21 protein-coding genes and 1 riboswitch are annotated in these 17,329 nt (G+C 72.2%); of the genes, 16 read left to right on the top strand and 5 right to left on the bottom strand.

All coding sequences use genetic code 11. From position 1 onward, the window contains the following. The first annotated feature begins 81 nt into the window (after positions 1 to 81). Together NE235_RS05720 and rpe are read left to right on the top strand one after the other, a co-directional pair. Positions 82 to 1,008, top strand: a complete 927-nt coding sequence (locus tag NE235_RS05720; RefSeq protein ID WP_252799867.1) for a LysR family transcriptional regulator — start codon at positions 82 to 84, stop codon at positions 1,006 to 1,008. 13 nt (positions 1,009 to 1,021) lie between these two features. After that, a complete protein-coding gene (rpe, locus tag NE235_RS05715; protein ID WP_252782959.1) occupies positions 1,022 to 1,687 on the top strand; it encodes a ribulose-phosphate 3-epimerase in 666 nt (221 codons plus the stop codon). A gap of 55 nt (positions 1,688 to 1,742) precedes the next feature. On the opposite strand, the gene NE235_RS05710 is transcribed toward rpe, so the two are convergent. Further along, positions 1,743 to 2,768 carry an MBL fold metallo-hydrolase gene (locus NE235_RS05710; protein WP_252799866.1) on the bottom strand — a complete coding sequence of 342 codons (1,026 nt, stop codon included), beginning with the start codon at positions 2,766 to 2,768 and terminating at the stop codon, positions 1,743 to 1,745. A gap of 187 nt (positions 2,769 to 2,955) precedes the next feature. Further along, positions 2,956 to 3,086, top strand: a riboswitch (FMN riboswitch). 69 nt (positions 3,087 to 3,155) lie between these two features. Between NE235_RS05710 and ribD the strand changes: the two genes are divergently transcribed. Genes ribD through NE235_RS05675 form a run of 7 tightly spaced genes read left to right on the top strand, consistent with a single transcriptional unit; the run spans position 3,156 to position 8,650 of the window. Further along, positions 3,156 to 4,298: a bifunctional diaminohydroxyphosphoribosylaminopyrimidine deaminase/5-amino-6-(5-phosphoribosylamino)uracil reductase RibD gene (ribD, locus tag NE235_RS05705; protein WP_252799865.1), complete on the top strand. Its 1,143-nt coding sequence runs from the start codon at positions 3,156 to 3,158 to the stop codon at positions 4,296 to 4,298. After that, positions 4,299 to 4,898 (top strand): riboflavin synthase, encoded by a 600-nt coding sequence (locus tag NE235_RS05700; RefSeq protein ID WP_252799864.1) that lies wholly within the window; start codon positions 4,299 to 4,301, stop codon positions 4,896 to 4,898. Beyond that, positions 4,895 to 5,542, top strand: a complete 648-nt coding sequence (locus NE235_RS05695; RefSeq protein ID WP_252799863.1) for a nicotinamide mononucleotide transporter family protein — start codon at positions 4,895 to 4,897, stop codon at positions 5,540 to 5,542. The genes NE235_RS05700 and NE235_RS05695 overlap by 4 nt, the downstream gene beginning before the upstream one ends. After that, positions 5,539 to 6,747: a bifunctional 3,4-dihydroxy-2-butanone-4-phosphate synthase/GTP cyclohydrolase II gene (locus tag NE235_RS05690; protein WP_252799862.1), complete on the top strand. Its 1,209-nt coding sequence runs from the start codon at positions 5,539 to 5,541 to the stop codon at positions 6,745 to 6,747. Before NE235_RS05695 ends, NE235_RS05690 begins: the two co-directional genes overlap by 4 nt. Positions 6,748 to 6,763: 16 nt before the next feature. Next, positions 6,764 to 7,276, top strand: coding sequence for a 6,7-dimethyl-8-ribityllumazine synthase (gene ribH, locus NE235_RS05685; RefSeq protein WP_252799861.1), 513 nt, complete (start codon positions 6,764 to 6,766; stop codon positions 7,274 to 7,276). Between the two features lie 52 nt (positions 7,277 to 7,328). Then, positions 7,329 to 8,204 (top strand): ATP phosphoribosyltransferase, encoded by an 876-nt coding sequence (gene hisG / locus NE235_RS05680; RefSeq protein ID WP_252799860.1) that lies wholly within the window; start codon positions 7,329 to 7,331, stop codon positions 8,202 to 8,204. A 17-nt stretch (positions 8,205 to 8,221) separates the two neighbouring features. Next, a complete protein-coding gene (locus NE235_RS05675) occupies positions 8,222 to 8,650 on the top strand; it encodes a PH domain-containing protein (protein WP_252799859.1) in 429 nt (142 codons plus the stop codon). 53 nt (positions 8,651 to 8,703) lie between these two features. Here NE235_RS05675 and NE235_RS38845 read toward each other — a convergent pair whose 3' ends face one another. After that, on the bottom strand, positions 8,704 to 9,465 hold the full coding sequence (locus NE235_RS38845; protein ID WP_252799858.1) for an AfsR/SARP family transcriptional regulator: 762 nt from the start codon (positions 9,463 to 9,465) through the stop codon (positions 8,704 to 8,706). Here NE235_RS38845 and NE235_RS05665 point away from each other — a divergent pair. The 3 genes from NE235_RS05665 (at position 9,464) to NE235_RS05655 (ending at position 10,978) form a co-directional block, all read left to right on the top strand. Next, on the top strand, positions 9,464 to 9,922 hold the full coding sequence (locus NE235_RS05665) for an Nramp family divalent metal transporter (RefSeq protein WP_252799857.1): 459 nt from the start codon (positions 9,464 to 9,466) through the stop codon (positions 9,920 to 9,922). The genes NE235_RS38845 and NE235_RS05665 overlap by 2 nt on opposite strands. Positions 9,923 to 10,013: 91 nt before the next feature. Beyond that, positions 10,014 to 10,826, top strand: coding sequence for a helix-turn-helix domain-containing protein (locus tag NE235_RS05660; RefSeq protein ID WP_252799856.1), 813 nt, complete (start codon positions 10,014 to 10,016; stop codon positions 10,824 to 10,826). Then, positions 10,814 to 10,978: a DUF397 domain-containing protein gene (locus NE235_RS05655; RefSeq protein ID WP_252799855.1), complete on the top strand. Its 165-nt coding sequence runs from the start codon at positions 10,814 to 10,816 to the stop codon at positions 10,976 to 10,978. Before NE235_RS05660 ends, NE235_RS05655 begins: the two co-directional genes overlap by 13 nt. A 107-nt stretch (positions 10,979 to 11,085) precedes the next feature. Here the strand turns inward: NE235_RS05655 and NE235_RS05650 are convergent, their stop codons facing one another. After that, complete coding sequence (locus tag NE235_RS05650; RefSeq protein ID WP_252799854.1) at positions 11,086 to 11,928, bottom strand: helix-turn-helix transcriptional regulator; 843 nt, start codon at positions 11,926 to 11,928, stop codon at positions 11,086 to 11,088. 246 nt (positions 11,929 to 12,174) lie between these two features. Here NE235_RS05650 and NE235_RS05645 point away from each other — a divergent pair, with 246 nt between their 5' ends. Together NE235_RS05645 and NE235_RS05640 are read left to right on the top strand one after the other, a co-directional pair. Continuing rightward, complete coding sequence (locus NE235_RS05645) at positions 12,175 to 13,197, top strand: aldo/keto reductase (protein WP_252799853.1); 1,023 nt, start codon at positions 12,175 to 12,177, stop codon at positions 13,195 to 13,197. Between the two features lie 304 nt (positions 13,198 to 13,501). Further along, entirely contained in the window at positions 13,502 to 14,686 is a 1,185-nt protein-coding gene (locus NE235_RS05640) for a hypothetical protein (RefSeq protein WP_252799852.1), read from the top strand. A 36-nt stretch (positions 14,687 to 14,722) separates the two neighbouring features. Here NE235_RS05640 and NE235_RS05635 read toward each other — a convergent pair whose 3' ends face one another. Beyond that, positions 14,723 to 15,277 carry a NuoB/complex I 20 kDa subunit family protein gene (locus tag NE235_RS05635; protein WP_252799851.1) on the bottom strand — a complete coding sequence of 185 codons (555 nt, stop codon included), beginning with the start codon at positions 15,275 to 15,277 and terminating at the stop codon, positions 14,723 to 14,725. Positions 15,278 to 15,361: 84 nt separating this feature from the next. Between NE235_RS05635 and NE235_RS05630 the strand changes: the two genes are divergently transcribed. Further along, the gene (locus NE235_RS05630) at positions 15,362 to 16,246 is read left to right on the top strand and encodes a LysR family transcriptional regulator (RefSeq protein WP_252799850.1); all 885 of its coding nucleotides are present in this window, start codon (positions 15,362 to 15,364) and stop codon (positions 16,244 to 16,246) included. Here NE235_RS05630 and NE235_RS05625 read toward each other — a convergent pair. Beyond that, positions 16,243 to 16,869 carry an NADPH-dependent F420 reductase gene (locus tag NE235_RS05625; RefSeq protein ID WP_252799849.1) on the bottom strand — a complete coding sequence of 209 codons (627 nt, stop codon included), beginning with the start codon at positions 16,867 to 16,869 and terminating at the stop codon, positions 16,243 to 16,245. The genes NE235_RS05630 and NE235_RS05625 overlap by 4 nt on opposite strands. A gap of 65 nt (positions 16,870 to 16,934) precedes the next feature. Here NE235_RS05625 and NE235_RS05620 point away from each other — a divergent pair, with 65 nt between their 5' ends. Then, positions 16,935 to 17,282: a winged helix-turn-helix transcriptional regulator gene (locus tag NE235_RS05620; RefSeq protein WP_252799848.1), complete on the top strand. Its 348-nt coding sequence runs from the start codon at positions 16,935 to 16,937 to the stop codon at positions 17,280 to 17,282. Positions 17,283 to 17,329: the final 47 nt, after the last annotated feature.

The following is a 17,329-nucleotide window of genomic DNA, read 5'->3' as shown; positions in this document are numbered from 1 at the left end:
GGCGCCGTGCCCTCTCATCGTTCAGTGTTCCCGGGCATCAGCACAAGCGAGGCTTTCCGCTGGTCTGCATAAGATGCGCTTATGCTCGATGTCCGGCGCCTCCGCCTGCTGCGTGAGTTCGCCGAGCGTGGCAGCATCGCGGCCACCGCGAAGGCCCTCGGCTACACGGCGTCGGCGGTGTCCCAGCAACTCGCCGTGCTGGAGCGGGAGGCCGGCGCGACCCTCCTGGACCGCACCGCGCGCAGCGCCGAGCTGACCGACGCCGGCCGGCGGCTCGTCCGGCACGCCGAGCGCATCCTGCGGATGATCGAGTTCGCCGAGGCCGACATGGCCGAGCCGGAGCCCTCCGGGCACGTGGTCCTCACGGCGTTCCCGACGGCGGCGGTGGCGTTCGCGCCGGCGCTGGCGCACAGCCTGCGCCGGCACTCGGGCCTGACGTTCCAGCTCCGCCAGAGCTCCGGCGACGGGCTGCCGCAGGTGCGCTCCGGTGAGGTCGACGTCGCGCTGATCGACGACTGGACGGGCCGCCTGCCGACGCGCGGAGGCGGCAGCCTGCGGTTCACGCTCCTCATGCACGACCCGGTCGTGCTGGTCGTGCCCGCGGACCACTGGGCGGCCGATCCGGACGTGCGGCTCGACCTGCGGCGCCTCCGGGACGAGCCGTGGATGGCGGCGCCGCCCGGCGAGCCGTCGCGGGAGGCGTTCGACCGGCTCCTGTCCGACGTTGGCGGGGCGCCGTCGGTGCCGTGGGAGTTCGAGGGGCTCGGCACGATCCTCGGGCTCGTCGCCCGGGGCGTCGGCGTCGCCGCCGTCCCGAGCCTCGCCCTCGCCGTGGGCGTGCCGGGGATCGCGGTGCGCCGCCTGCCGCGTTCGATGACCCGCTACGTCTACGCGGTCGTGCGGACCGCGAGCGTCCGCCGCCCGTCCATCGCGGTCACCGTCGAGGCGCTGAGACGCGCGGCGGCCGACCTCGACGCCGCCCGCCCGCCCGGGGACGGCCGTCTCTAGACTTGTCGGCATCATGGCCGTGCAAATCGCTCCCAGCATCCTGTCCGCCGACTTCTCCCGCCTCGCCGACGAGGTGACGGCGGTGTCCAACGCCGACTGGATCCACGTCGACGTGATGGACAACCACTTCGTGCCCAACCTCACGCTCGGGCTGCCGGTGGTCGAGTCGCTGCTCAAGGTCACCCCGCTGCCGCTGGACTGCCACCTCATGATCGAGGACCCGGACCGGTGGGCGCCCGGCTACGCCGAGGCGGGCGCGGGCAGCGTGACCATCCACGCCGAGGCCGCGAGCGCGCCGATCCGTACGCTGCGGGCGATCCGCTCGGCGGGCGCCCGTGCGGGGCTGGCGCTCAACCCGGGCACGGCCGTCGAGTCGTACGCCGACCTGCTCGCCGAGATCGACATGCTGCTCGTCATGACGGTCGAGCCGGGGTTCGGCGGCCAGTCGTTCCTCGACGTCGTCCTGCCGAAGGTGCGGCGGGCCCGCGACCTCATCAAGGGCCGGGACCTGGACGTCTGGCTGCAGGTCGACGGCGGGGTCAACGCCGAGACGATCGAGCGCTGCGCCGAGGCGGGCGCGGACGTCTTCGTGGCGGGTTCGGCGGTCTACTCCGCCGACGACCCCGCCGAGGCCGTCCGCTCCCTGCGCGAGCGCGCGAGCGGCGCGTACGCCTCCTGACCCGTGCTCGCGTCCTGACCGGCGTACGCGTCCTGCCCGGCGTTCGCCGCCCGGCTCACGCCGTCTCGTAGATCACGACGCCGTCGCCGTCCGCGCGGCTGCGCAGGCGGCCCTGCGTGACGAGCACCTCCAGGTGCGCCTGGGTCTCGGTGGTGGCCAGCATCTGGTTGAACAGGTCGAGGTCGTCGAAGGCGCGGCCCCGCCGGGTCCAGGTGAGCGCGCGGGCCGTCTCGTACGCGGTGCCCGCCCCCGCGGTGACCGCGGCGGCGCCGGCGTCGAGGCGCTCGGCGTGGTGCTCCAGGAGGGCGTCGACGCGGGCGTGGACGCTGTCGGTGACCGGCCCGTGCGCGGGCAGGAGCCGCAGGTCGGGCATCTCCCGGACGAGCCGCAGGGAGTCTAGGTACGCCCCGAGCGGTGACGTGTCCGGCGCGCTCTCGAAGCCGATGGACGGCGTGATGTGCGGCAGGACGTGGTCCCCGGCGAACATCAGTCCGGCGCCGAGGTCGGCGAAGACGAGGTGCCCGCGCGTGTGGCCGGGGGTGGGGACGGCGAGGAGTTCGCGGTCGCCGAGCGGCGCGGGGGTACGGCCGTCGATCCAGTCGTCGGGCATCTCCCAGCCGAGCCGGTCCTGGCCGCCCTCCTTCCAGGCGGCCCTGAGGCGCGCGACGAGGGGCCCCGCGCCGCAGGCGAGGAGCCGGGCGAGCTGGGGGGAGTCCTCGGGGCGGGACGGCCGGGTCAGCAGCTCGAGGGTGTGCCGCTCGCCGAGGCCGAGGCTGACCCGGGTGCCGAACTCCCGGCGGACGGCGACCGCCTGGGTGTAGTGGTCGCGGTGGACGTGGGTGACGAGGAACCGGGTGATGTCGCCGAGGCCGTACCCGAGGTCCTTCAGCGCGGTCTCCAGCCGCCGCCGGGACTCCTCCAGCGCCCAGCCGCCGTCGATCAGCACCAGGCCGTCCGCGCCGGTGATCGCGTAGACGTTGACGGCGCGCAGGCCGTCGTGGGGAAGCGGCAGGGGGATCCGGTGCACACCGGGCGCGACCTGGAACGCTCCAGGCTCCATCCACTCCGTTCGCTGCGTCATCGGCCCCGCCTTCATCTCCGCCACCAGAACGACATTCGACCTATATGGAACCAGAGAGGTGGGGAAGGTCATCGCCTCGACCCCGTCATGCTTGCCAAGCAAGCGATTGGTTGACAGAATCAAGGCGTGTGCATGCTCACATGTGGCGTGGAATGCCCGGCATGGCACACTGGTTGCTAGTCAGTGAAAGCGTGCTCCGGGGTCGGTGAAATTCCGAACCGGCGGTTACAGTCCGCGACCCGGCCGAAACCATCGGCCGGTTGACCCGGTGAAATTCCGGGACCGACGGTCAAAGTCCGGATGGGAGGCAGCACGCGGTCGTGCCCGTGATCGGGCATGGCCTCTGCGGCCCTGCCGCGCACCCGGAGCCTGATGAGGGAGGCCCGGGTGACCGTTCATCCCGCGCAGGAGCGGGCGATGCGCCGGGCGCTGGCGCTCGCCGCCCGCGCCCGTGGTGAGACCAGCCCCAATCCCGTCGTCGGCTGCGTCGTCCTCGACGCCGCCGGACAGGTCGCGGGCGAGGGGTACCACGCCTACGCCGGCGGGCCGCACGCCGAGGTCGTCGCGCTGCGCGAGGCCGCCGGCCGCGCCGAGGGCGGCACTCTCCTCGTCACGCTCGAACCCTGCGACCACCAGGGGCGTACCGGCCCGTGCACCGAGGCCATCATCGAGGCCGGCGTCCGGCGCGTCGTCTACGCGGTCGCCGACCCCGATCCCATCGCGGGCGGCGGCGCCCGCCGGCTCGCCGAGGCGGGCGTCGAGGTGGAGGCGGGGCTGCTCGCCGCCGAGGCCGAGCGGGTCAACGCCGAATGGCTCACCCGCACCCGCCTGGGCCGGCCGCACGTGACCTGGAAGTACGCCGCGACGCTGGACGGCCGGTCCGCCGCCGCCGACGGCAGCAGCCGGTGGATCACCGGCCCCGAGGCCCGGCACGACGTCCACGAACTCCGCGCCCGCTGCGACGCGATCATCGCCGGCTCCGGCACCGTGCTCGCCGACGATCCCCGGCTCACCGTCCGGGGCGTGCACCGGCACGACCACCGGCGCACCCCCCGCAGGCCGCTGCGCGTCATCGCCGACACCCGCGCGCGTACGCCGGTGACGAGCCGGGTCCTGGACGACGAGGCCCCCACCCTCATCGCCGTGGCCGAGGACGCCGACACCACGGCGCTGGAAGGCCGCGCCGCCGTCGTGCGCCTGCCGTACGGCGACCGAGGCCTCGACCTGACCGCCCTGCTCGCCGAACTGCACGACCGGCAGATCGTCGCGGTCCTCCTCGAAGGCGGCCCGACCCTGGCCGGCTCGTTCCTCGCCGCCGGCCTGGTCGACCGGGTCGTCGCCTCCCTCGCCCCCCGCCTCCGCGGCGGGGGCCGGGCCGCCCTCGGCGACGCCGGCGTCGCCACGCTCGCCGAGGCCCACCACCTCCAGATCGACGACGTCACGCGGATCGGCGACGACCTGCGGGTCACCGCCGTCAGACCGGCCGTCGAAACCCCCACCCGGCCGGCAGCGGCCCGAAGGGAGAGCTGAATGTTCACCGGAATCGTCGAGGAACTGGGCGAGGTGATCGCGCTCGAACCGGCGGGGGACTCCGCCCGGCTCACCGTGCGCGGCCCGCTCGTCGTCTCCGACGCCGCGCACGGCGCGTCCATCGCCGTCAACGGGGTCTGCCTCACCGTGACCGACCTCAAGGGCGACACCTTCACCGTCGACGTCATGAAGGAGACCCTGGACCGCTCCAGCCTCGCCGCGCTGGAGCCGGGGTCGCCGGTCAACCTCGAACGTCCGGTCCGGCCCGCCGACCGCCTCGGCGGGCACATCGTCCAGGGCCACGTCGACGGCGTCGGCCGCGTCGTCTCCCGCGAGCCGGGCGACCGCTGGGAGGTCGTGACCGTCGAACTCCCGCGGCGGCTCGCCCGCTACGTCGCCGAGAAGGGCTCGATCACGGTCGACGGCGTCAGCCTGACCGTCGTCGAGGCGCGCGACGACGCCTTCACCATCGCGCTGATCCCCACGACGCTGGAACTGACCACCCTCGGCCGCAAGGGCCCCGGCGACCCGGTGAACCTCGAGGTCGACGTCGTCGCCAAGTACGTCGAGCGGCTCGTCACGGCGGGATCCCTCACGTGAGCTCCTGGACGCAGGCGGGGATCACCGTCCTCGGCGAGAAGGTCCTGTGGACCGACCTGGCGGGCAACATCCTGTCCCTGGGCACGGTCTGGCTCGCGATGCGGCGCACGATCTGGACCTGGCCGGTGCAGCTCGCCGGCGCGGTCCTGCTGCTGGTCGCCTCGATCAGCGCGCACGCGCCGGGCAACGCCCTGAAGCAGGTGCTGTTCATCGTGCTCGTCTCGTACGGCTGGGCCCGGTGGCTGCGCGGCCTGCGGGAGAGCCGGGAGCTGCCGGTGCGCCCCGCCACCGGACGCGAACGCCTGGCGCTCGTCGCGACACTCGCCGTGGGCACCGCCGCCGTCGCCCTGCTCTTCGCGAACATCCCCTGGCTGCAGATCTCCTGGTCCCCGCTGGCCAACGCGTACATCTTCGTCGGCAGCGCGGTCGCGACGTTCGCGCAGAGCCGGGCGCTCGTCGACTTCTGGGTCATCTGGGTGCTCGTCGACCTCGTGGGCGTCCCCCTGGCCGTCAAGTCCGGGCTGTACGTCTCCGGCGCCGCGTACGGCATCTTCTTCGTCCTTGTCATGGCCGGTCTGCGCGACTGGCTGAAGCAGTACCGCCGGCAGCGGCGGAACACCGAACCCGAGGTGGTGGCGGCATGAGTCTCGACAGCGTCGAAGAGGCGATCGCGGACATCGCGGCCGGCAAGGCCGTGCTCGTCGTCGACGACGCCGACCGGGAGAACGAGGGCGACATCATCTTCGCCGCGTCGAAGGCGACGCCGGAACTGGTCGCCTTCACGATCCGGTACAGCAGCGGCGTGATCTGCGTGCCCATGGAGGGCAGGGACCTGGACCGGCTGCAGATCCCGCTGATGACCGCGCACAACCACGAGCGCATGCGCACGGCGTACACCGTGAGCGTCGACGCCCGCGACGGCGTCGACACCGGCATCTCCGCGGCCGACCGCGCCCACACGATCCGTACGCTCGCCGACTCGGCGACCGAGCCGCACGAGCTGGTCCGCCCCGGGCACATCTTCCCGCTGCGCTACCGCCAGGGCGGGGTGCTGCGCCGGCGCGGGCACACCGAGGCCGCCGTCGACCTGGCCCGGCTGGCCGGGCTCACCCCGGCCGGGGTGCTGGCCGAGGTCGTCAACGACGACGGCACGATGGCGCGGCTGCCGCAGCTGGAGATCTTCGCCAAGGAGCACGACCTCAAGCTGATCTCGATCGAGCAGCTCGTGGAGTACCGCAAGCGCACCGAGCGGATGGTCGAGCGGGCCGCCGAGACCCGCATCCCGAACCGGCACGGCACGTGGCGCGCGATCGGGTACGCCAGCCACCTGGACGACGGCGAGCACGTCGCCCTCGTCTACGGCGACCTGGGCGACGGCGAGGACGTCCTGGTACGGGCCCACTCCGAATGCCTCACCGGCGACGTCCTGGGCTCGGAGCGCTGCGACTGCGGCACCCAGCTCGACGCCGCGATGGCCGCGATCGCCGCCGAGGGCCGGGGCGTCGTGCTGTACCTGCGCGGGCACGAGGGCCGGGGCATCGGGCTGCTCGCCAAGCTGCGGGCGTACCAGCGTCAGGACGACGGTTCCGACACCGTCGACGCCAACCTTGAGCTCGGCCTGCCGGTCGACGCCCGCGAGTACGGCAACGCCGCGCAGATGCTGCTCGACCTGGGCGTACGGTCCGTCCAGGTGCTGACCAACAATCCGGCCAAGGTCGCGGGGCTGGAGCGCTTCGGCGTCGAGGTGCGCGGGCGCGTCCCGCTGCCCGTCCTCGTCACCGAGCACAACCGGCGCTACCTCACCGCCAAACGCGACCGGCTGGGCCACGAGATCGGAGAACTGTCATGAGCGAGGTGCGTCACCAGTGAGCGGAATCGGACGGCCGGGGGAGACGTACGTCGACGCCTCGGGGCTGCGGCTGGGGATCGTCTGCACCCGGTGGCATGCGCGGATCACCGACCGGCTGCTGGAGCGGGCCGTCGCCACGGCCAAGGAGTGCCGGGTCGCCGAGCCGGTCGTCGTACGGGTCGCGGGCGCGCTGGAGATCCCGGTCGTCGCCCAGCAGCTCGCCCGGGACAACGACGCGGTCGTCTGCCTCGGCGCGGTGATCCGCGGGGAGACCCCGCACTTCGACTACGTCTGCGACTCCGTCACCGCCGGTCTGACCAGGGTCGCCCTGGATGAGGGCACCCCGGTGGGCAACGGGGTACTAACATGTGAGACGCTCGACCAGGCATTGGACCGCTGCGGGCTGGACGACAGCCACGAGGACAAAGGGATGGAGGCGACCGTGGCCGCACTCGATACGGCACTGACCCTGCGAGGTCTTCGGCACCACGGTCACGCGCGGCACGACGCGGAGCATCTGGGCTCCTGAGCGTCGACGCCGCGAAACCCACCCCACTTCCGAACGAAAGGTCTGCTGAACCGTGCTGTCACTCGTGCTGCCCAAGGGCTCCCTGGAGAAGGCGACGTTCGACCTGTTCGACGCCGCCGACCTCACCGTCCGCCGGGCCTCCGACCGCGACTACCGCGCCTCGATCGACGACCCGCGGATCGACCGGGTCCGCGTCCTGCGCCCGCAGGAGATCCCGACCTACCTCGAACAGGGCCTGTTCGACCTCGGCATCACCGGGCGCGACTGGATCACCGAGACCGACGCCGACGTCGTCTCCCTCGGTGAGCTGAAGTACTCCAAGGCCACGTCCAACCCGGTGCGCGTCATCATGGCCGTGCCGAACGACGCGCCCTGGCAGACCGTCTCCGACCTGCCCGAGGGCGTGCGGATCTCCACGGAGTTCCCCGCGCTCACCGAGCGGTTCCTCGCCCAGCACGGCGTCAAGGCGCGGGTCGTCCCGTCGTACGGCGCGACCGAGGCGAAGGTCCCCGACATCGTCGACGCGATCGTCGACCTCACCGAGACCGGGTCGTCGCTGCGCAAGAACGGCCTGCGCATCCTCGACACCCTCCTGACCAGCTACACCGAGCTGGTCGCCAACCGCGAGGCGTACGAGGACGCCGAGAAGCGGGCGGCCATGGAGGACATCGCGCTGCTGCTGCAGGGCGCGATCCGGGCGCGCGGCAACGTCCTGCTCAAGCTGAACGTCGAGAACGGCGCGCTGCAGAGCGTCCTGGACATCATCCCGTCGATGTCGTCGCCCACGGTCACGCCCCTCGCCGGCGGCGAGATGCACGCGGTGGAGAGCGTCGTCGCCAAGCACGGCGTCAACACGCTGATCCCGGCCCTGAAGGGTGCGGGCGCCCGCGACATCCTCGAGATCCCGATCAGCAAGATCGTCGACTGAGCTAAGGCGGCCGTCTCATGACCACGGCGACGTGGCGACCCCGGCGGGCCAGGATCGTCCCGTACGTCCTGGCGGCGGTGGTCGTCCTCGGGATGATCCTCCTCGCCGTGGTCATGCCCGCGCCCTGGGCCGTCGGCGACCGGATCGGGCTGGTGGCGATCGGGCTGGCCGTCGCCGGGGTCCTGCACATCCTCGCCCGCAGCCGGATCACCGCCGACGACGAGGGTGTCACGGTCGTCAACGGGCTGCGTACGCATGAGTTCGAGTGGGCGGAGCTGCTCGGCGTGACGATGTCCGAGGGCGCGCCCTGGCCCACGCTCGACCTCGCCGACGGCTCGACCGTCCCGGTCATGGGCATCCAGGCCTCCGACGGCGAGCGCGCCAACCGCGCGCTCGCCGAGCTGGCCGCCCTGATCCACGAACGCGGCGAGGCCAGGGACCACTGAGTCCGCAGGGCGGGCCGTCACCGGCGCGTCACGACCGTACGGAGACGTCGTTCTCACCCGGGCGTCACCCTGACGTGACGGCGTCGAGGGGCCGGCCGAGAAGCGGCGCGATCAGGCCGCGGAAGCGCTGCGACGGCGGCAGGCCGAGCTCGGCGTGCAGCAGCCGCCGGTAGACCTCGTACTGCCGCAGCGCCTCGGCGGGGTTGCCCTCGTCCAGGTGAACCAGGGCGACGGCGCGGTGGGCGCTCTCCCGGCAGCGGTTCACAGGCGACCGCGCGCATGCCCGCGTCCAGCGCCGCGTCGTAACGGCCGCACCTGCGGTGCCGGGCGCACAGCGCGTCCAGGGCGTGCAGGCGGACCTGCCGGAACCACTCCCGCGTCGGCAGCAGCCACTCGTCGGGCCAGTCCGGCAGGACGTCCTGGCTCAGCACCGACGGATCGAGCCCGCAGGCGTCGTCACCGGCCGCGGGAAGCTCGGCGCTCCGCGCCCGGATCAGCTCGACGTCCACGAGGACGTCCGGACGCAGCTCGATGCCGTACGGCGTGCAGTGGACCGGCCCGCCGGCGTGTTCCTGGCGCAGGCGCCACAGGGCCGAGCGCAGGTTGGCGGTGGCCCGGCGGTCCGGGAAGTCGGGCCACAGCGTGGCCGCGGTCGCGGGCCGGGCGACCATGCCCGTCCGGGTGGCGAGGTAGGCCAGCAGCCGCTGGGCGGAGGGGGTGACCGGAAGCGGCACCTGATCCCGGCGCAGCTCGAAGCAGCCGAGCAGGTGCACCGAGAACTTCTCCGCGCCGGGAGGAGGGGTCGTCGCCGTCATGTCAGCTCCAGAGCCGAGCCGCAGGTCAGAGGGTTTGCGGGCGTTCCACGGCGGCCTCGGCCACCTCATCGGACCCGGCGCGGCGCTCGCCTTCGCGATCGCCCTGCTGGCCTCCGGACTGGCCTCTTCCAGCGTCGGGACGTACGCCGGCCAGGTCATCATGGCCGGGTTCCTGCGCCGGCGCGTGCCCATCCTCGCCCGCCGCCTGGCCACCATGGCACCGGCCTTCCTGATCCTCGCGACCGGCGTCGAGCCCACCCACGCCCTGATCCTGAGCCAGGTCGCGCTGTCCTTCGGCATCCCGTTCGCCCTGATCCCGCTCGTCGTCCTGACCAGCCGCCGGACCCTGATGGGCGACCTGGTCAACGGCCGCGCCACGATCGCCGTGGGCGCGGCCGTCGCCGCCCTGATCAGCGGCCTCAACGTCTTCCTCCTCGCCCAGACCCTGACCGGCTGATCCGACTTCCGGAATTTCACGTACACGGAGAGTGTTCGCATGCGTACTCTGAGGAGCGCTCCACTGTTACCGGGCGAAAGGGCACGGGTCGATGAGCGGAAACCGGATGACGGCGCGGGTCTTCGTCGCCAGAGAGCTTCGCCGCGCTCGCGAGGCCAAGGGGCTGACCCGGGCGGCGGTCGGGAAGGCCCTGTACGTCTCGGAGTCCCTGGTCGCCGCGTGGGAGACCCACCGGATGCTCCCGAGACCGGAACACCTCGAACGCCTCATCCCACTCCTCGGCGCGAGCGACATCTTGATCCGCATCATCGACGAACTCGTCGCCGGCGAGATCCCACCCGAGTGGCTCGACAAGTGGCTTACGGCCGAACGTAGGGCCACATCGCTGCTCTCGTTCCAATCGACCGTGGTCCCGGGCCTGCTACAGAACGAGGACTACGCTCGCGCGGTGATACGGGCCGGTCGGCATGACTTCGCCGACTTGGAGGACATGGTCAGCGCACGGCTCGACCGCCAGAAGATCCTCAGTCGGGAGGACTCGCCACCCGTACTCGTCGCTGTCATTGCCGAGAGCGTGCTCGGCCAGAACGTCGGCGGTGCCAAGGTCATGGCGGATCAGCTTCTGCATCTGGCGACCATGGCCGAACGGGACAACGTCATCGTTCAGATCGTCCCGGCGAGTGCCGAGGCGTGCGCCGGTTTCCTCGGTCCGTTCGTGATCGCGACCCTCGACGATGGGGCTGAACTGGCCTACGTTGACAATCAACTCAACGGAGAGGTGATCGGGCGTCCACATGACGTCGCGGCACTGCGACGCATGTTCGAGGTGTTCCGGGCGGACGCCCTTCCCAGGCAGCAGTCGATCGAGCTGATCCGGAGGAAGTCGGAGCAATGGACGACCTGACGTGGCGGAAGTCCTCAATCAGCACAGCCAATGGTGGCAAGTGCGTGGAGCTGGCCGTGACGTGGCGGAAGGCCACGAGAAGTGGCTCGAACGGTGGTGACTGTGTCGAGGTCGCCGTGGTCGAGCGGGCGGGTGAAGAGCCACTCGTCTGAGAGCGGGGCGGCTGTGAGTGCCGAGGATGTTCGTTGTTCCAGCGACGAACATCCTCGGCGCTCATGGCCTTGACCGCTTCAAACGACTGCTATACGAGGCGAGCGGGTCAGCCTGGGGTCAGGTTCTGGAGGCCGATCACGCGGAGGAGTTCCAGTCGCTCGTGGGACTCGGTGCCCGGGCGGGCGGTGTAGACGACCAGCCGCTGGTCGTGCTCCGGGCTCAGCAGCACCTCGCACTCCAGCTCCAGCGGGCCGACGACCGGGTGCAGGAAGCGTTTGACGTCGCTGCGGCGTACGGCGACGTGGTGGGCGTCCCACAGGGCCGAGAATTCCTCGCTGCGGGCGCGGAGCCGGCGTACGAGCGCCGCCAGCCGCGCGTCGTCCGGGCGGCGGGCCAGTGTGGCGCGCAGATCCGCCACCGCGGTGCGGGCGGCGTGGTCACGGTCCTCGGCGGGGAAGAGCTCGCGCGCGGCGGGATCGGTGAAGTAGCGCCAGACGACGTTGTGCTCCGTCTCAGGGGGGCCGGAGGCGTCGCCGTGGAGCGCCCTGGCCATCGCGTTCTGCGCGAGGACGTCGCCGCGGTCGCTCACCACCCGGGCGGGAGCGTCGGTCAGCCGGTCGAGGACGAGGAGCAGGCCGGGGCGGACGTGCTCGGTGGCCGGCCGGTCGTGTGGGGGCTCCTCCCCGGCCAGATGGAACAGGTGGTCGCGTTCGTCGCCGGTCAGCCGCAGCGCGCGGGCGACGGCGGCGAGCATCTGGCGGGACGGGTGTGAGCCCCTGGCCTGCTCCATTCGGGTGTAGTGGTCGGTGGACATGCCGGCCAGCTGCGCCACCTCCTCGCGGCGCAGCCCCGGGGTGCGGCGCCGCGCGCCCGGCGACAGCCCCACGTCGGCGGGGATGAGCCGGGCGCGGCAGTGGCGCAGGAAGTCGGCGAGTTCGCTTCTGTCCACGCCTCCACTCTGCCCTGGGGCGCCGGCCGGAGCCAGGGACGGCCCGTCCCCGGATAAGGACGTCTCTTCCGCCGGCGCCCGTACCGTCGCACGCTGGGAACCGGCTCGGCGGACCGGCGGCACCCCGCGGTGCGACGAGACGAGCACCGAAGAACCGCCGCGTGGCATTTGCGGCGGCCGCCCGATGCACGTCCGCCGGCGCCGCAGCTCGTTCAGACCCTCCCTGCAGAAAGAGGCAACTTCCGCATGCAGTACCGCACGCTCGGCCGGACCGGTATCAAGGTCAGTCCCTATGCGCTGGGCGCATTGATGTTCGCGACGTCCGTCGGCAATCCCGATCCCGGCGACTCCGCCCGCATGATCCACAAGGCGCTGGACGCGGGGATCAACTTCATCGACACCGCCGACGCCTACGGCGACTCCGAAGAGATCGTCGGAAAGGCGCTCAAGGGGCGACGGGACGACGTCGTCCTCGCGACCAAGGTGGGCCGCCCGATGGGTGACGACCCCAATCGCCAGGGCGCCTCGCGGCGGTGGATCGTGACCGCGGTCGAGGATTCGCTGCGCCGCCTCCAGACCGACCACATCGACCTCTACCAGATCCACCGGCCGGACCCCGCCACGGACATCGAGGAGACGCTCTCCGCGCTCTCCGACCTGATCCGCAGCGGGAAGGTCCGGGCGATCGGGACGTCCGGCATGCCGGCGTCCGACATCGTCGAGGCCCAGTGGGTCGCCGAACGGCGCGGTCTGGCGCGGTTCCGCACGGAGCAGCCGCCGTACTCGCTGCTCAACCGCGGCATCGAACGCGAGGTCCTGCCGGTCGCCCAGCGCCATGGGATGGGGGTGCTGGTGTGGGGTCCACTCGGCCAGGGGCTGCTCACGGGGCGCGTCCGCAAGGGTGAGCGGAACGAACTCCGCCGCGCCGCCTTCGTCAAGCACGTCAGCGACGAACGCCGTCTCGAGACCGTCGAGCGGTTCGTCGCACTCGCCGGGGAGGCGGGACTGCCGCCGGCCCACCTCGCCATGGCGTTCGCGATCGCTCACCCCGACGTGACCAGCGCGATCGTCGGGCCGCGCACGATGAGCCACCTCGACGACCTCCTCGCCGGCCTCGACGTGACGCTCACCGACGACGTCCTCGACCGGATCGACGAGATCGTGCCACCGGGCACCGACGTCGGCGTGCTCGACCAGGCGTACGTGCCGCCGGCCGTCCAGCAGGCACGCCTCCGCCGCCGGCCCGCCGGCGAACGCGCCGCCGCCTGACGGACGGCCGGTCGGCGGTCGGCGCCGAGGATGCGCGTCGTCCCGGCGACGAACATCCTCGGCGCCGATGACGGGGGCGCGGCGCCGGAGCCTCTGCGCGCGCTCGCTGTCCACATTCGGTCGTTCCGGACTTTCATGTCACGAGTTCAGCGGCGGGTTTCGACGAGACCCGAAATAGTGCGGCGTGATAAGTGGTGGGATACGACTTAATGTGTTAATTCGTGATGATAATCAGTGAAAAGCGTGAGGTCGCTGTATGAGGCGATGCATTTCCCTCGTTCTCCTGACGCTGGCGACCCTGGCAGTGGTTCCGACGCGAGCCGCGATGGCCTCGGGCGCCTGCGCCGACCCCCAGCTGACGGGATTCTCGGCACCCGGCCGGATCTACGCCGGCGACGAGGTGACCGGCACGCTCCGCCTGAGCTGCGCTCCGGACTCCGACATTCAGGTGTCGCTGACCTCCGACGACGCGAAACTGACCGTTCCGGCCCAGGTCACGGTGGCGCGGGGACGGGACAGCGTCGACGTCCCGATCACCGCGAGCACGGACCGGGCGGCGCAGTACGTCGCCCACGTCACCGCGGGATACGCGGGGCGAACGCTGAGCAGCGCGATCACCGTCTCCCCGGGCCTGAAGCTCTTCCAGATTCCCGAGTCCACCCGGCCGAACGACGTGAGCGCCTTCCTGACCTTCACCGGTCCGGTGCCCGCCGGTGGCCTGACCGTCGAGGTCGCCTCGGACGACCCCGCCGTCACCGTGCCGGCCACCGTGGCCTTCACCCAGGTGGGTTCGTACGGCGGTGAGTTCCGCGCAACGGTCCGTCCGGTCGCCCGGACGACCACCGTCCACATCTCGGTGACTCTCGGCACGCGCACGCTCACCGCGTCGAAGGTCCTGCTCCCGCCCTTCGACGGCAGCAGCAGCATGAAGATCATCCCTCCGGGAGGCGGCGTCTACGGTCTCGACGGCGACCGGTCGTACACCGTCCTGCTAAGCAATCCGGCGCCGGACGACGGCCTGCGCGTCGACCTGAAGGTGGCCGACGGGGACTCCACGATCCAGCTGGACCAGGACTACCTCTACATCACGCCGGGCTCCATGAGTGATCAGTTCCGGATTCACGCCTCCGACGTCACCCGGACCACGCACACGGAGATCCAGGCGACCGCCGACGGCGTCACCACCACGATCCCGGTGACGGTTCAGCCGCGGCTCACCTCGATCACCGGCATGCCGGCCACGGTCCAGGGCGGGCAGAGCTTCCAGGGCACCGTCAACCTGGCCGGCCCGTCCGACGACGACACCGTCGTGGCGCTGCAGCAGAGCTGGGGGATCGTGGACGTCCCCACCACGGTGACCATCCCCGCCGGCTCGACGTCGGCGAGCTTCACGGCCACCACGGTGCCGGTCGACTCGCCGTCCGACGTCACCATCACGGCGTCCCTCGGCGACGGCACCGCGGACGGCACCGTGACGCTCACCCCGTGATTTCCGGAGACGGCCTGGCGCCCCGCCCAGGCCGTCTCACCCGGGCGTGGGGCACGCGTCGATCAGGGGGAGTTGCGTCAGGCGGGCGCGTTCCTCGGCCACGATCTCGGCGCGCCGGTGCGCGCCGAGCTTCGTGTCGCCGATCTTGTCGTGCAGCTTGACGATGGCGTCGAGCAGCATCTCCGGGCGGGGCGGGCAGCCGGGCAGGTAGATGTCGACCGGCACGATGTGGTCGACGCCCTGCACGACGGCGTAGTTGTTGAACATGCCGCCCGACGAGGCGCACACGCCCATCGCGATCACCCATTTGGGCGCGGCCATCTGGTCGTACAGCCGCCGCAGCACCGGCGCCATCTTCTGGCTGACCCGCCCGGCCACGACCATGAGGTCCGCCTGCCGGGGCGAGCCCGACGGGCGCTCCATGCCGAACCGCGAGAAGTCGTGACGCGGGTCGCCGACCGCCATCAGCTCCATGCCGCAGCACGCGAGCCCGAACGTCATCGGCCACATCGACGACCTGCGGGCCGTGCCCGCCACCGCCTCGACGGTCGTGAGCAGGAAGCCGGCGGGTATCTGTTCTTCGAGTCCCATAGCCCTTCCAGGCTGGCCGCGCTGGGAAGCGTGATCAATGACGGATCGCGCCACGATCGTTAAGCCGGACGTCACAATGAGCGCATGGAGATGCGGGAGATCGAAGCGTTCCTGGAGGTCGCCCGTGAGCTGCACTTCGGCCGTGCGGCGGCGCGGCTGGGCGTGTCCACGCCGCGCGTGAGCCAGGCGGTGCGCGCGCTGGAGCGCCGGGTCGGCGGTCCGCTGTTCGAGCGGACCAGCAGGCGGGTCCGGCTGACGCCGCTGGGCGAACGCCTGCGCGCCGAGCTCCGGCCCGCGTACGAGCGGATGGAACGGGCGCTGGGGGAGGCACGGCGCGACGCGGGCGCCGAGGTGCTCCGCGTCGGCATCGCGACCAGCCTGCCCGGCGAGGCCGTCGACGGGCCGATCCGGGCGTTCGAGCGGACCCGTCCGCACTGCGCCGTGGTGCGGTCCGCGCATCCCAACACCGACCCGATGCGCTGGGGCGGCGACTGGCCGGTGGACGTCTTCGTCGGCTGGCTGGCCGTCGATCACGCGCTGATCCAGGCGATGGGATTCGACGTCGGCCCGGCGTGGTGGCGCGAGGAGCGGGCGGTGCTGGTCGCGGCCGGGCATCCACTGGCCCGGCGCGCCGCCGTGGACGCCGAGGAACTCGCCGGCTACGACATCCTGTATCCGAGCAGCGCGCCGGAGCAGCTCGCCGACTCGTGGATACCGCCGGCCACCCCCGGCGGGGTCCCGCTCCGGCGGGTGCCCCGGCACACGTCCGCGTCGCTGGAGGAGGCGATCGTCCTCGTCGCCGGCGGAGACGTGCTCCACCTGACGATCGCCGCCGTACGCCCGGACCACCCCCACGTCGTCACCGTCCCGGTGACCGGCCTGCCACCGATGATCTGCGCCCCGGTCTGGCCCGCCGGAGCCCGCAACCCGATGATCGGCGAGTTCGCGCGGGTGACCGGAGCGTCCTAGTCCACCGGGGGGAGGGCGGAGCGGGGGTCGACGCCGGCGAGGTGCAGGCCGATCACGTAGGCCGCGGTGGCCTCCAGGACTCCGGCGCGGTCGAGGCCGCCGGCGTCGGCCGGAACGCAGCCGAGGTCGGTGATCAGGGTCCGTACCGTCGCCAGGGCGCCGGCGTCGTCGCCGCAGAGGGGCACGGTCAGCCGGCGGCCGTCGACCGCGGGCGGCGTCATCCGCCACATCGCGTCGGGGCACAGGTTGAACCCCTTGACCACGTGCGCGCCGGTCGCGTCGGCGACCCGCCGGGCGACGGACGGGCCGGCTCCGGTGGCGAGGGTGACGCCTGGATGCACGATGCCGTTCACGCAGTCGATCACCGTCCGCCCGCTCAGGGAGTCCCCGACCTGCCCGAGGACGTCCGTCAGCCCTTCGTACGCCACGGCGAGCAGTGTCGCGTCGCCGAAGGCCGCGGCCTCGCCCAGTCCGCCCGCGCGGGCGCCGGGTCCGAACTCCGCGGCGCGCTTCGCCGCCCGGTCCCGATCGCGCGCGCCGACGAACACCTCGTGTCCCGCGCGCGCCCACTGGGCGCCGAGCGCGCCGGCCATGTTCCCCGCTCCGAGGATCCCGATCTTCATGAGTGCGACGCTAGGACTTCCGACAGGCACCGAACGGTGCCCGGACGATACGGTAGGCACCTGACATGGACCGGGATCTCCTCGCCGACTGCCAGGCGCGGCTGGCGTTCGACCTGCTGGCGAACACCTGGAACGCCGTGGTCATCTACGCGCTGCGCGACGGGCCGAGACGGCCGGTCGAGCTGCGTGAGGTGATCGGCGGCATCAGCGGCAAGGTGCTCACCGAGACGCTGCGCCGGCTGGTGGACGACGGGCTGGTGATCCGGCGTGCGTACGCCGAGGCGCCGCCCCGGGTCGAGTACGAGCTGACGGCGCCCGGCCGCGGCCTGCTCGAGCCGATCGAGGCGTTCGGCCGCTGGACCGAGGAGCACGCCGACGCGGTGGTGGCGGCGCAGGAGCGCGCGGCCGGCTGACGGTGGCGAGACGGCTGAATCGGATCCGGGCCGGGATCCGATCGGCG

Source organism: Actinoallomurus spadix (genome assembly GCF_024055725.1).
GTDB lineage: Bacteria > Actinomycetota > Actinomycetes > Streptosporangiales > Streptosporangiaceae > Actinoallomurus > Actinoallomurus spadix.
The sequence above is the reverse complement of the archived record's forward strand: the minus strand, read 5'-3'. Positions and strand labels throughout refer to the sequence as shown.

What these genes read in the sequence shown, in the direction of transcription:
- NE235_RS05720 (WP_252799867.1), top strand. Translation starts at nt 82, where the DNA reads ATGCTCGATGTCCGGCGCCTCCGCCTGCTGCGTGAGTTCGCCGAGCGT.
- rpe (WP_252782959.1), top strand. Translation starts at nt 1,022, where the DNA reads ATGGCCGTGCAAATCGCTCCCAGCATCCTGTCCGCCGACTTCTCCCGC.
- NE235_RS05710 (WP_252799866.1), bottom strand. Translation starts at nt 2,768, where the DNA reads ATGACGCAGCGAACGGAGTGGATGGAGCCTGGAGCGTTCCAGGTCGCG.
- NE235_RS05700 (WP_252799864.1), top strand. Translation starts at nt 4,299, where the DNA reads ATGTTCACCGGAATCGTCGAGGAACTGGGCGAGGTGATCGCGCTCGAA.
- NE235_RS05690 (WP_252799862.1), top strand. Translation starts at nt 5,539, where the DNA reads ATGAGTCTCGACAGCGTCGAAGAGGCGATCGCGGACATCGCGGCCGGC.
- NE235_RS05675 (WP_252799859.1), top strand. Translation starts at nt 8,222, where the DNA reads ATGACCACGGCGACGTGGCGACCCCGGCGGGCCAGGATCGTCCCGTAC.
- NE235_RS05665 (WP_252799857.1), top strand. Translation starts at nt 9,464, where the DNA reads ATGTCAGCTCCAGAGCCGAGCCGCAGGTCAGAGGGTTTGCGGGCGTTC.
- NE235_RS38845 (WP_252799858.1), bottom strand. Translation starts at nt 9,465, where the DNA reads ATGACGGCGACGACCCCTCCTCCCGGCGCGGAGAAGTTCTCGGTGCAC.
- NE235_RS05660 (WP_252799856.1), top strand. Translation starts at nt 10,014, where the DNA reads ATGAGCGGAAACCGGATGACGGCGCGGGTCTTCGTCGCCAGAGAGCTT.
- NE235_RS05655 (WP_252799855.1), top strand. Translation starts at nt 10,814, where the DNA reads ATGGACGACCTGACGTGGCGGAAGTCCTCAATCAGCACAGCCAATGGT.
- NE235_RS05645 (WP_252799853.1), top strand. Translation starts at nt 12,175, where the DNA reads ATGCAGTACCGCACGCTCGGCCGGACCGGTATCAAGGTCAGTCCCTAT.
- NE235_RS05635 (WP_252799851.1), bottom strand. Translation starts at nt 15,277, where the DNA reads ATGGGACTCGAAGAACAGATACCCGCCGGCTTCCTGCTCACGACCGTC.
- NE235_RS05630 (WP_252799850.1), top strand. Translation starts at nt 15,362, where the DNA reads ATGGAGATGCGGGAGATCGAAGCGTTCCTGGAGGTCGCCCGTGAGCTG.
- NE235_RS05625 (WP_252799849.1), bottom strand. Translation starts at nt 16,869, where the DNA reads ATGAAGATCGGGATCCTCGGAGCGGGGAACATGGCCGGCGCGCTCGGC.
- NE235_RS05620 (WP_252799848.1), top strand. Translation starts at nt 16,935, where the DNA reads ATGGACCGGGATCTCCTCGCCGACTGCCAGGCGCGGCTGGCGTTCGAC.